This is a genomic window from Streptomyces phaeolivaceus (genome assembly GCF_009184865.1).
Taxonomy (GTDB): Bacteria; Actinomycetota; Actinomycetes; order Streptomycetales; family Streptomycetaceae; genus Streptomyces; species Streptomyces phaeolivaceus.
In genome coordinates, this window is the sequence record NZ_CP045096.1 from 7,941,481 (window position 1) to 7,953,451 (window position 11,971).

General features: G+C 72.0%; 8 protein-coding genes and 1 pseudogene. 4 read left to right on the forward strand and 5 right to left on the reverse strand.

Annotated elements, in window-relative coordinates; translation table 11 throughout:
• Positions 1–100: 100 nt before the first annotated feature.
• Positions 101–1,600, forward strand: a complete 1,500-nt coding sequence (hflX, locus tag F9278_RS36585) for a GTPase HflX (RefSeq protein ID WP_152172128.1) — start codon at positions 101–103, stop codon at positions 1,598–1,600.
• Between the two features lie 159 nt (positions 1,601–1,759).
• On the opposite strand, the gene F9278_RS46465 is transcribed toward hflX, so the two are convergent.
• The 3 genes from F9278_RS46465 to F9278_RS36600 form a co-directional block, all read right to left on the reverse strand.
• Entirely contained in the window at positions 1,760–2,878 is a 1,119-nt protein-coding gene (locus F9278_RS46465) for a hypothetical protein (RefSeq protein ID WP_193241793.1), read from the reverse strand.
• A gap of 13 nt (positions 2,879–2,891) precedes the next feature.
• Positions 2,892–3,806 (reverse strand): carboxymuconolactone decarboxylase family protein, encoded by a 915-nt coding sequence (locus F9278_RS36595; protein WP_152172129.1) that lies wholly within the window; start codon positions 3,804–3,806, stop codon positions 2,892–2,894.
• A gap of 130 nt (positions 3,807–3,936) precedes the next feature.
• Positions 3,937–5,301 (reverse strand): (5-formylfuran-3-yl)methyl phosphate synthase, encoded by a 1,365-nt coding sequence (locus F9278_RS36600; RefSeq protein WP_193241794.1) that lies wholly within the window; start codon positions 5,299–5,301, stop codon positions 3,937–3,939.
• Between the two features lie 186 nt (positions 5,302–5,487).
• Here F9278_RS36600 and F9278_RS36605 point away from each other — a divergent pair, with 186 nt between their 5' ends.
• From F9278_RS36605 to F9278_RS36615, 3 genes are all read left to right on the forward strand, one after another.
• Positions 5,488–6,471, forward strand: a complete 984-nt coding sequence (locus F9278_RS36605; RefSeq protein WP_152172131.1) for a LysR family transcriptional regulator — start codon at positions 5,488–5,490, stop codon at positions 6,469–6,471.
• A 368-nt stretch (positions 6,472–6,839) separates the two neighbouring features.
• Complete coding sequence (locus tag F9278_RS36610) at positions 6,840–8,333, forward strand: Gfo/Idh/MocA family protein (protein ID WP_152172132.1); 1,494 nt, start codon at positions 6,840–6,842, stop codon at positions 8,331–8,333.
• The gene (locus F9278_RS36615) at positions 8,326–9,600 is read left to right on the forward strand and encodes a DegT/DnrJ/EryC1/StrS family aminotransferase (RefSeq protein ID WP_152172133.1); all 1,275 of its coding nucleotides are present in this window, start codon (positions 8,326–8,328) and stop codon (positions 9,598–9,600) included. The genes F9278_RS36610 and F9278_RS36615 overlap by 8 nt, the downstream gene beginning before the upstream one ends.
• A 31-nt stretch (positions 9,601–9,631) precedes the next feature.
• Here F9278_RS36615 and F9278_RS36620 read toward each other — a convergent pair.
• Both F9278_RS36620 and F9278_RS36625 read right to left on the reverse strand, forming a co-directional pair.
• Positions 9,632–10,087 (reverse strand): annotated as a pseudogene (locus F9278_RS36620) (hypothetical protein); the annotation flags it as partial.
• Positions 10,088–10,447: 360 nt separating this feature from the next.
• Positions 10,448–11,680, reverse strand: a complete 1,233-nt coding sequence (locus F9278_RS36625) for a trypsin-like serine peptidase (protein WP_152172135.1) — start codon at positions 11,678–11,680, stop codon at positions 10,448–10,450.
• Positions 11,681–11,971 lie beyond the last annotated feature (291 nt).

Genomic DNA, 11,971 nt, shown 5'->3' on the forward strand with positions numbered 1-11,971 from the left:
CCCGGAATCCCCGGACGTTGTCGCCAATGACGGGCCGGGACCCGCAAGGGCCCACAGGTCCCGTCGCCCCTTCGGTATCCCTCATCGACGTAAGGACCCAATGACCTCCTCTTCTTCCCCTTCCCAGGCCGCACAGAGCGCCTTCGCGCAGAACACCCCCGAAGGTCTTCGGGCCGATGCCCTGATGGAAGAGGACGTTGCCTGGAGCTTCGAGATCGACGGAGAACGGGACGGCGAGCAGTTCGACCGCTCCGACCGCGCGGCCCTGCGCCGCGTCGCGGGCCTCTCCACCGAGCTGGAGGACGTCACCGAGGTCGAGTACCGCCAGCTCCGTCTGGAGCGCGTGGTACTCGTCGGTGTCTGGACCACGGGAACCTCGCGGGACGCGGAGAACTCGCTGGCCGAGCTGGCCGCCCTCGCGGAGACCGCGGGCGCGCTCGTGCTCGACGGCGTGATCCAGCGCCGCGACAAGCCGGACGCGGCCACCTACATCGGCTCCGGCAAGGCCAACGAGCTGCGGGACATCGTCCTCGACTCGGGCGCGGACACCGTCATCTGCGACGGTGAGCTGAGCCCTGGCCAGCTCATCCACCTCGAAGACGTCGTCAAGGTCAAGGTCATCGACCGTACGGCCCTGATCCTCGACATCTTCGCCCAGCACGCCAAGTCCCGGGAGGGCAAGGCACAGGTCGCGCTCGCGCAGATGCAGTACATGCTGCCCAGGCTGCGCGGCTGGGGTCAGTCGCTGTCCCGGCAGATGGGCGGCGGCAAGGGCGGCGGCCTCGCCACCCGTGGTCCCGGTGAGACCAAGATCGAGACGGACCGGCGGCGGATCCGCGAGAAGATGGCGAAGATGCGCCGGGAGATCGCGGAGATGAAGACCGGCCGCGAGATCAAGCGCCAGGAGCGCCGCAGGAACAAGGTGCCCTCGGTCGCCATCGCCGGCTACACCAACGCCGGCAAGTCCTCCCTGCTCAACCGGCTCACGGGCGCGGGCGTCCTGGTCGAGAACGCCCTGTTCGCGACCCTCGACCCGACCGTGCGCCGGGCCGAGACCCCGAGCGGGCGGCTGTACACGCTGGCGGACACCGTCGGCTTCGTACGCCACCTGCCGCACCACCTCGTCGAGGCGTTCCGCTCCACGATGGAGGAGGTCGGCGACTCCGACCTGATCCTGCACGTGGTCGACGGTTCGCACCCCGCGCCGGAGGAGCAGCTGGCCGCCGTGCGCGAGGTCATCCGCGATGTGGGCGCGACGAACGTGCCGGAGATCGTGGTGATCAACAAGGCGGACGCGGCCGACCCGCTGACCCTCCAGCGGCTGCTGCGGATCGAGAAGCGGTCCATCGCCGTCTCGGCCCGCTCCGGCCAGGGCATCGAGGAACTGCTCGCCCTGATCGACGACGCGCTGCCGCGCCCGTCGGTCGCGATCGAGGCGCTCGTGCCGTACACCCACGGCAAGCTCGTCGCCCGCGCCCACACCGAGGGCGAGGTGATCTCCGAGGAGCACACCCCGGAGGGCACCCTGCTCAAGGCCCGGGTGCACGAGGAACTGGCGGCCGACCTGGCGCCGTACGTTCCGTCGGCCACCACGGCCTGACGGTCGTCCGGCCGGGCGGCGCTGCGGTCCGACCGTCCGCCGCACCGGCCGTCCCAGGCATGGCCGAAGGCCCGCCCTCCGCCGAGGGGCGGGCCTTCGGCATGTGTGCGGGAGCACCGGCCGCTTGGTGCCCCCGCACACCCCCCGTCCGCCCCCGTGCTACGCGGTCTTCTCCTTGACCTCGTAACCGGGGGAGGTCTCCATCTCGCTCTCGGCCATCGAGCGGGCCCGTCCGCCGTAGTAGGCGGCGATCAGTTCACCGGGGCCGTAGGCGGGGTGCCCGGCGCGCGCCCTGTTCAGCCGGACGAAGATGTTCCACTCGTCGTGGCAGCCGAGGCTGTACGAGCCGCCCGCCCGCACGGTGTAGAAGCGGACGAACTCCTTGCGCCGGGCCTCCCAGATCGCCGCGTCGTCCGGATCGGTGAGATCGAGCGTCCGCCGGCCGCCCTCGGGGCCGTCCGGGACGGTGCCGTAGTCGGTCCAGAAGTCGGGGTCGACGGCGTACCTGCGGGCGAAGTACGACTCCACCGCCGCCACCAGCGCGCCACCGCCGCCGGAGTCCGCGCGGAAGAAGCCGTGCACGTCGTCGGGGCCGAGGAAGTAGAACGCGTCGAAGAGACCGCCCAGTTGGAGCTTCTGGCGCGAGGACCGGCCGCCGGGCGGGTCCGTGAGGTAGTGGTCCTCGGCCAGCACCCGGGTCCACATGCGCATGTAGTCGCCGCCGGTCGGCCGGGCGGTGTCCATCAGCGCCTTGAGCGACAGGGGCCGGCCGGTCTCCCGGGAGAGCGCCTCGATGTGCCGGGCGACCAGGCCCGTGCCCTCCTTCGACTCCAGCTGGTACGCGGCCGGGTTGACGACGAAGAACCGCTCGCCCCACTCGGAGGCCAGCCGCCGGGTCACGAAGTTCGCGATCTCGGTGTTGGTCCGGAAGTGACCGCCGCCCCGCGAGGTGATCGGGCAGCTCAGATAGACGACGACACGGTCCTCGGCCTGGGCGCGGGCGATGTCCGACTGGATGAGGGCGACATGCTTCTCGAAGACGTCGAACCAGTCGCCGGTGTGCCACTCGAAACGGATGGCGGGGCCGCCGGGGACCGGGACACCGGTCTCGGTGGGCACGACCGCCCCGGTGGGTCCGGTGGGTCCGGTGGGTCCGGTGGGTCTGGTGGGTCCGGTGGGTCCGGTGGGGGAGGAGGGCGTAGGGGGCGTGGGAGCGGGAGCTGCGTCGGTGGTCGTGGGCGCGGTGGACGTCGTGCTCAGGGTCGGGTTCTCGGGCATGGTGTGTCCGTCCTCAACTTCCCCAGCCCGTCGGGCCGAGCAGGTTGTTGTTGCGTACCTTGACGCGGTCCGGGACCCCCGCGTTGTAGGCGGCGACGAAGTCCACGCCCACCTCGTCCTCGGCGCCCGTCTCGTCCATCACGCGCAGCACGGTGAACCAGGAGTTGAGCAGGCCGTCGAAGTGCACGATGCACCAGGTCAGTTCGACGGTCATCGCGTTGACCCAGGCCTCCAGGTAGGCCTCCGTCCCGGTGCCCGGCACCTCCGCGAGCGGCCCCTTGGCGATGTTCTCCGCGGCCACGCCCCGCAGCACCTCGCGCAGTTCGGCGAACTGCCGGTCGGTGACCGAGTGCGGGTCCCGCTGGATCGCCTCCGCCAGCCGCAGGCAGTGCTGCTGCGGCACCGTGTACAGGGGCTCGGTGACCCCCTCCCACGTGAAGGTCCGGTCCTCCCAGTCCGGGCGCCCCGCCGAGTCCACCAGCCGCAGCAGCATCTCCTCGGCGCGCGCCGCCCGCTGCGCCGGGTCCCCATGGGGCAGTTGGCCGCTCAGCAGTCCGTAGCCGATGAAGCTGTGGTGGGTGAGGGAGTACCGGCTGCGGTTGAGCAGGCTCACCAGGTTGATGACCAGCTCTTTCGTCATCCGGTCCACGAAGCCGCCCTGCGGGAACAGGACGCTCTCCCCGGCCGGGTCCCCGGGAGGGCGGGGCGCGGGCGCGTACCGGGGCGCGTCGAAGATGAACGAGTTGGCGTACTCGACCTCGGTGAGGGCGAGGCCGGGCAGCCACGCCATCGTCCGGAACAGGTTGCTGGGAATGCCCCAGTCCCGGATCGATCTGTCGAGCTCGGTCCGGACCCGGGCCTCGGTCCGCCCGGCGGGCAGCACGGGCACCCGGGGGCCGGGGGCGGCGGGCGGGATCAGATCGGACATGGGGGTCACGCTCCTTGTCGGCTCCAAGTGGGGACGCGTCGGCTGTCGGCCGGGCGGGGTCGGGGTGCAGGGGGGGCAGGTGAGGGCGGTCGGTCGAGGGGCGCGGTCGGGCCAGGTCAGCCGAACGGGGTCAGCCGAACGGGGTCAGGCGGCCGTAGCGGTCCGCCCAGTGGCCGGCGAGGCCCGGGAAGCGGTCCAGCACCTCCCGTACGGCCTCTCCGGAACGGGGCTTCATCTCCTGCGGGAGCCACAGGTGGCCGCCCTGCTCCGGCGGGACCAGTCCGCGGACCAGGCTCCGGACGATCACCCGGTCGCGCCGGGAGTCCTCGCCCTCGCCCTCGGGCCGGTGCGGGTTCTGGGCCACGGCCGAGGCGGCGCCCCGGGTGGAGATCTGGTCGACCTCCGGGACCAGCCGCCAGAGCTGCTGGGCCTGGTGACTGGTGACGGAACCCGCGAGGTTGGCCTCGATGCCCCGGTGGTGGCAGTAGGCGACGAAGAACCGGATGTCGTCGAGGCTGAGGATGCCCCGCCGCCGCAGACCGGTCGTCTCGTCCACGTCCAGGGAGTTGAAGTCGACCATGTCCGGGCTGCGTTCGGTGGCGACGAGACCGACCCGGGCGACCTTCAGCAGCACGCTGGTGTCGAGCATCATCGCGCCCGCGCCGGCCCGTACGGTCGCGTCGACCATCCGGGCGATCGCCTCGCGGTCGGTGCGACGGGCGGAGGGGTCGCCCGTGATGCCGTAACGGGCGTGCGGGAACAGCTCGTTGAGGGCGACCGTGGTGTGCCGGGTGCCCTCGGGCAGGACACCATGGTCGATCAGCGACTCCAGGTCCACCTGACCGGGGTCGGTGAACAGCAGCCTGCCGTCCTCGTCCCGCAGCGTCCCCGCCACATATCCGGTGAGGTCGAATCCGTGTTCGGTGCCGGGCGCGCAGGGGTGGAACTCGCGCAGGCCCACCAGGGCCCGGCGGATCGCGTCCACCGAGCGGCGCTCCTCCCACAGATCGAGGTCCTGGGCGAACAGCACCGACATCACCTGGGTGTGCGAGAAGCCCTCGGTGCGCCGCAGGGTCTGCACGCACTCGCGCAGCACCTCGGTGAGCAGGCCGGTCTCCATGCCGTCCAGGCCCACCTTCACGATGCCGCAGGGGTGCACCCGGGTCCCCATGGACACCGCCACCCCGAGCGCGGCCTGCGAGGCCTTGCCGGCGATCTCGTACGCGGACTTCTGGATCGCCGCCCCGGTGCCGGAACGGTCGAAGAGCAGCTGGTCCTCGCCGATGTTGGTGGAGAGCTGGACCTCCAGATCGCGCCGGAAGCCGAGGACCGCGTCGCTGACCGCCATGATCTGCTGCGGCTTGATATTGCCGAGGGCGCTGCGCGGATCCTCGCTGTCGATGATTCTGCCGCCCCCGAGCACGGCCTCGCGCGCCTCTTGCGGATTGAAGACACTGACGAGCAGTTTGCGGTTCATCGTCCGGTCATCGGTCATGAGAAACCCCGGTATCGGATTGCCGGTACAGGTGCGTGCGCACCATACGGACTCGCACTGATATGCCATTTCCGGCCCATGGGTCGTCCCGTGGGGCAGGCGGTTCATTCGCCGTCCGCGGTGGCCATTCGAATGTCGCAGTACGGGGCGCGCCGTGTCCAATAGATTCGTTGATAACCTCTCGGCATGGATGTGGATCTGCGCTTGCTGCGATCATTCGTCGCGGTCGCGGAAGAACTTCACTTCACCCGCGCGGCGCAGCGCCTGCACATTACGCAGCCCGCGCTTTCCAAACAGATCGAACAGCTGGAGCGAAGCCTTCGGCTGCCGTTGCTGAAGCGGTCCAGCCGTTCCGTGACCCTGACGGCCGCGGGCCGCGCGCTGCTGCCCGGGGTGCGCCGGATCCTCGCCGACTGGCAGGGCGTGGTCGGCGCGGCCCAGGAGGCGGCGGCCACGGAGGAGCGGACGCTGCGGGTCGGGTTCATCGCCAACGCGGCCAGCGAACTCACCCCCCGGATCCTCGCGACCTTCGGCATGATCCGCCCGGACTGGCGGGTCGTGATGACCCAGGCACCGTGGATCGACCCCACCGCCGGGCTGGCGGGCGGTGACGTGGATGTGGCGCTGGTGCGGCTGCCGCTGCCGCACGGGCCGTCGAGCATCCGTACGCGGGTGCTGCTGACCGAGGACCGCTGGGTGCTGATGGCGGCCGGGCATCCGCTGGCCGGGCAGGACGTCGTGCGCTTCGAACAGCTGCTGGACGAGCCGTTCGTCGCCGTGCCGGTGGAGTCCGGTGTCTGGCGCGACTTCTGGCTGGCGCTCGACCACCGGGACGGCCATCCCGTGGTCATCGGGGCGGAGGTGAACAGCACGGACGAGTGGATGGAGGCCATCGCCAACAACTTCGGGGTCTGTCTGACGGGCGCCTCGACCGCGCGGTTCTATCCCCGCCCCGGTGTCGTCTGCCGCCCGATCGACAAGATCACGCCCACCGAGGTCGCCGTGGCCTGGCGCGCGGCCGACAACCGCCAGGTGGTGGCCGACTTCGTCACGGCCTGCTCGGAGACGGTGGCGGGGGCGGAGCAGAGCGGGGAGCAGGGTGGGGAGCAGGGTGGGGAGTCCGGGTCCGGTGGCGAGCCGGGCGCGGGGGGCGCAGAGGTCGGAAGGTGACCGAGCGGTCGCCGAGCGGTCGCCGAGTGGTGGCTGAGCGGTGGCGGAGCGGTGGCGGAGCTGACTTCGGCGGTGAATCCGGAATGCGCCGGTCCGTCGAATCGGCTCTCGAATTCACCGGCTGAATCGCGCGGTGAATCCCCGGGGTGAATCACCCGGCGAACCCTCTTCCGGGAAACGTGCGGAATGGTTTCTCCTTGGTCGGCGCCGACTCGACGGCAAACATTCCATCCCGGCATGAACGAATCTATTGGACGCTGTCGGTTCGACGTTGCGAGCATTCGGAGGGAAGGACCAGCCACCCGGCCGGGCTACCGGACCACCGGGCCCATGGTCTCCGGCCGCCACATCGCTGAAGGGTATTCACCGTGGTGAATCTCCGCGCGGCCATTGTCGGCTGCGGACGTAGCGCTTCCGCCGCCCATGCCTCCGCCCATGCCGCCGACCCCCGCGTGCACCTGGCCGCCGTGGTCGACCCCGACCACGGCCGGGCCCGTGCCCTGGCCCGCCGGTTCGGGGTACGCGAGGTCTTCGCCTCCCTGGAGGAGATGCTCGCCACGACGGACGTGGACCTCGTCAGCGTCTGCGTCCCGCCCCCTCTGTCCGCCCCGCTCACCAGGACCGCGCTCCGGGCCGGCTGCCATGTGCTGTGCGAGCCGCCCGTAGCCGCCGGTTCGGCGGACCTGGCCCGGATGGCGGAGATCGCCAAGGCCGAACACCGCGTCCTGACCCACGCCTTCCCCTACCGTCACCTCACCGAGACCCGCACCGCCCGCGGCATCGTCGACGCGGGTGAGATCGGCGAGATCCACGAGGTCCAACTCGTGGCACGGGGGTGTGGTGAGGTGGTGGGCGGGGAGTGGTGCGCCGATCGGGACCGGGGGCTCCGCGACGAGCGGGCCGAGGACGACGTCCGCGCCCGGTCCCGGAGCGCCGACGGCCTCCGTGAGCCGTCCGCCGCCGACGTGCACCCCCGCCGTCAGACCCCCGGCGGCTGTGGCCCCCTCACCGACATCGGCATCCACCTGCTCGACCTGGCCATGTGGATCACCGGCTTCCCCGAACCCGTCGAAACGCTCTGGACCACTCCTGACCGGCCCCTCGGCCGAGGGGAGACGGCGGGGCGGGAGGGCGTTCGCGCCGAGGCCCAGGCGGCGCGGGCGCCAGGGCGGCCGGGGCGCCCCGAGGAGGGCACCGCCGCCGCGGACGCCAGGGCCGCCCGAGCCGTGGCGCACGCGGCCACCGGCCTCACCGCCGCCGACGGCAGGGGCCCGCTCGGGGACAGGGGCACCGCCCTCATCCGCTGCCGCGACGGCATGTCCCTGAGCCTCACCACGTCCCACGCCGCCTCGCACCTCCCCGCCTCGCACCACACCCCTTCGTACCCCGGCGCGCACGCCCCCTTGTACGCCACCCCGTACGCCACCTCGTACGCCACCTCGTACGCCACCCCGTACGCCGCCGATCCGCCCGACGCGGAGGCCGTCCGGGTGCGGCTGGTCGGTGATCGGGGAGCGCTGGAGATCTTCCCGCTGCTGCTGTCCCACGCGAACCGGCCCGCCCCGCGCCACACCCGCCCGCCCCTGCCCGGCAACCCCTGGGACCTCCAACTCGCCCGCCGCAGGCAGATCGCCGCGTTCGTCGACGCCTGCCTCGGCCGAGGCCCCGCGCCCGTCACCACCGCCGAGGCCCTGCACGTCCAGGAGGTCGTCGACCGGCTGCGCCACGCGTCCCACGGCACCCCCGCGCCGGGAGAACCGGACGCACGGAGCCGGTCACGCGTCCCCGGACCGGCGGACCCGCACGACGCCGACGCCCCCACCACCGTCCACAACCCCGTCCAGGAGGCGAGCCGTGCCTGAGACCAACCTCGCGCTCCTCGGCGGTGACCCGGTGGTCGCCGAACCCCCCAGCTGGCCGCAGCGCGGACCGCTGGAGGCCCGCATGCTGCGCGAAGTCCTCGACGACGGCCAGTGGTCGCTGCACGGCGGCACCCGCTGCACCCGCTTCGAGTCCCGCTTCGCCGCGCTCCAGGGCCTCGGCCGCGTCCTGACCGTCAGCAACGGCACCACCGCCCTGCAACTCGCCTGCGAGGCCCTCGGCCTGGGCCCCGGCGACGAGGTCATCGTCCCCGGCCTCACCCGCCCGGGTACGGCCGGAGCGGTCCTGGACGCGAACGCCGTACCCGTCCTCGTCGACGTGGACCCCGACACCTGGTGCCTGGACCCGGCCGCCGTGGAGGCCGCCGTGACGGAGCGGACGCGCGCGGTCGTCGCCGTCCACCTCTACGGGACCATGCCCGACCTCATGGCCCTGGCCGCCCTCGCCGCCCGATACGGCCTCGCCCTGATCGAGGACTGCGCCCACGCGCCCGGCGCGCGCTGGGAGCGGTACGGCGCCGGCTCGGTCGGCACCCTGTCCTGCTTCAGCTTCGGGATGAGCAGCACGCTCACCGCCGGTGAGGGCGGCTGCGTGGCCACCGCCGACCCCCTGCTCGCGGGCCGTCTGTCCGGCCTCCGCGACCGAGGACGCCCACCGGCGGGCTCACCGTCCGGCTGGCGGCCCCTCCAGGGCGGCAACCACCGGATGACCGAGTGGCAGGCGGCGATCCTGCTCGCCCAGTGCGAACGGTTCGCGGAACAACGCGAACGACGGGAGACGGTCACCCGCCGCTGGCGCGAGGCGGCGCTCGCCTCCGGCTTCCTGCGCCCCGCCCGCCTGCTCCCCGAGGTCGAACGACCACCCGGACAGGCCCTCGCCCTGTCGTACGTCCCCGACACGGACCTCCTGCGCGACCTCCCCGTGGCGATCGTCCGAGCCGCCCTCGCCGCCGAACTCCGCGTCCCCGTCGACGCCTGCTACCGCCCCCTCGACACCTCGCCCGCCTATCTCCCGCACAGCAAGCCCCGGCACCGTCTCTCCCAGGAGTACTGGGAGGCCATCGACCCCGGCCGGGCCCGACTCCCGCACTGCGCCCGCCTGTACGACTCCTCCGTGGTCCTCCCGCACACCGCGATGCTCCGCCCCGGCGCCGAGGACCACTTCCCCCAGGCACTGGACCGACTGGCCTGCCACGCCGACCAACTGCGCGACCGGGCCGCCGCCGACCGCCGCAAGGCGGCAGCGTGACATCCGTCCCCGACATCGACCACGGCCACGCTCACCGCCCGCCGTACGAACTACTCATCTCGTCGTACAACGCCTTGGCCTTGTCGCCCAACCGAGGTCCCGCGAGCCAGGTGCCGTCGGCCGGGCCGATCGACGTGTTCGACACGAGCAGGGGCTCCGTACCGACCATGCGGAACCAGCCGCCGCCGGACGAACCACCGGTCATGGTGCAGCCGATGCGGTACATCGTCGGCAGGGACGGATCGAGCGAGAACCGCCCCGGCCTGTCGACGCACCGGAACATGGCCAGCCCGTCGTACGGCGGCGCGGCCGGATACCCCCAGGCACCCATCGCCCCGGCCTCGGCCGCGGACGGCGCGGAGAAGTCCACGTCCAGGGCCGCCCCGACCGTCTCCTCCAGGGACCCGTCGCCCGACTCGGGCCGCACACGCAGCAGCGCGTAGTCGTACGGGGCACCCGCGCCGCCCGTCCACTCGCCGACATCGATGCCGTGCTCCCGGAGCCGGTCGGCGAGGACGTCGGGAATCCCGTCACCGTCGCTGTCGGAGGTGCGGGACGCGGCGGAACCGGCCTTGTCGCCCGCGCCTCCGTCCTCCGCCGAGTCACAGGCCGCCGCCGTCAGCGCCAGCGCCGCCACGACTCCGGTGACGGCGAGCAGCCGTAGCCGCCGATGCCGTCGGTGCGGCTGAGGTCGTCGATGCCGCCGATGTGAGAAACGCATGGTTCTCGACCCCCGTCGGAACTATCCGTGTGTCACGCCCACTATGGGGGCGCGCCGGGGGATCGGCGGAGGGCGCGCGACCGACCAATTCCGCGCGCCCTCCCGGCCGTCACCGCGTGCGCGGCGTCACCGCGACGCGAACTTGTCGCTCACCGCCTGGTACACACCCTCGGCCTCCTTGCCCAGCCGAGGCCCGGCCAGCCAGCCGGCGCTCACCGGACCGATGGAGGTGTTCGACACCAGCGTGGGCTGACCGTCCGAACCGGTCGCCACCCAGCCACCACCGGACGAACCGCCGGTCATGGTGCAGCCGATGCGGTACATCGTCGGGTCGGCCTCCACGAGCGAGAGCCGCCCCGGCTTGTCCGTGCACTGGTACATCGTCTCGCCGTCGTACGGAGCCCCGGCCGGGTAGCCGGTCGCCGTGATGCTGCGCACCTGCGGCACGGCGGGCGCGTCGAAGTCCACCGGCAGCGCCGAACCGACCGTCTCCTCCAGCGACTTGCCCCCGCTGCCCTCCTCCGGCGTCACATGGATCACCGCGAAGTCGTACGGCGCCCCGTCACCACCGGTCTGACCGCCCTGCTCGATCCACTGGTCCGAGGTCTGCGCCCAGTCCCCCCACCAGACCCCGTACGGAGCGACCTGCTCCTTGGTGGCCGTCTTCACCTCCGACGCCGACAACCCGCTGTCGTTGTACGAGGGCACGAAGGCGATGTTGCGGTACCAGCCGCCCGACTTGCCGGCGTGCACACAGTGCCCGGCCGTCCACACCATGTTGGACTTGCCGGGGTTGGCCGGGTCCTGGACCACGGTCGCCGAGCAGACCATGGTGCCCTCGGGCGCGTCGAAGAACACCTTGCCAGCCTCGGCCGCGTTGGCGTGGTACTTCGCGGGCACCGCCTCCGCGTCCACGGACTGCGGCGTCGGGTCGGTCACGCCCTGGTCACCGGTGAGGTCGCTCTCGTCGACCTCCTTCTCCGGCTCCTCGGCGTCCCGCATCCGGTCCGGGTCCCACAGGTCCTCGATGATCGGGTTGACGTAGTCCTCGGCCTCGCGCAGCCAGTCGTCCTTGTCCCAGTTCTTCCAGGCCCCGCCCCGCCACTTGTCGAGGTCGATGCCGTGTTCCTTGAGCTTGTCCTTGATGTCGTCCGGGATCCGGATCTTGCCGTCGCCCGCGCTGCCACTGTCCTGCGCGGAAGCCGACGCGTCGGCGCCCGCCGTGGTGTCGCCCGAGCCACACGCGGTGGCGGTCAGCGACAGCACCGTGGCAAGGCCGACCGCGGCCACGACGGGGGAGGTTCCGCGGCGCGCGCTCCTCCCACGACGAGCGGCGAAGAGCGATCGTATGGGTCGCATGGTCTGGACTCCCCCTGGGGCGTAAGAGAACTTCTGTGCTGCCGAAGCGGATCGCGCACGGCTCCTCCGCGCGCCCACCGCCCCCTTGTACGTAGCCGACACGGCATTCGCGCGGCTCGGTACCTCTGCTTCTTCGTACGTAGGCGTCGTACGCGCGGCTCGGTGAGGATCCGCCGAGCCGCGTCCCTACGGAACGGCACCACACACTATGCGGTCGTTGTGGGGGACATCCGAGGGAACGGCAACGGTTCCGTCACGGCAAGGATCTTCGCCTCACCCGCTTCCCCGTGC

What these genes read in the sequence shown, in the direction of transcription:
- hflX (WP_152172128.1), top strand. Translation starts at nt 101, where the DNA reads ATGACCTCCTCTTCTTCCCCTTCCCAGGCCGCACAGAGCGCCTTCGCG.
- F9278_RS46465 (WP_193241793.1), bottom strand. Translation starts at nt 2,878, where the DNA reads ATGCCCGAGAACCCGACCCTGAGCACGACGTCCACCGCGCCCACGACC.
- F9278_RS36595 (WP_152172129.1), bottom strand. Translation starts at nt 3,806, where the DNA reads ATGTCCGATCTGATCCCGCCCGCCGCCCCCGGCCCCCGGGTGCCCGTG.
- F9278_RS36600 (WP_193241794.1), bottom strand. Translation starts at nt 5,301, where the DNA reads ATGACCGATGACCGGACGATGAACCGCAAACTGCTCGTCAGTGTCTTC.
- F9278_RS36605 (WP_152172131.1), top strand. Translation starts at nt 5,488, where the DNA reads ATGGATGTGGATCTGCGCTTGCTGCGATCATTCGTCGCGGTCGCGGAA.
- F9278_RS36625 (WP_152172135.1), bottom strand. Translation starts at nt 11,680, where the DNA reads ATGCGACCCATACGATCGCTCTTCGCCGCTCGTCGTGGGAGGAGCGCG.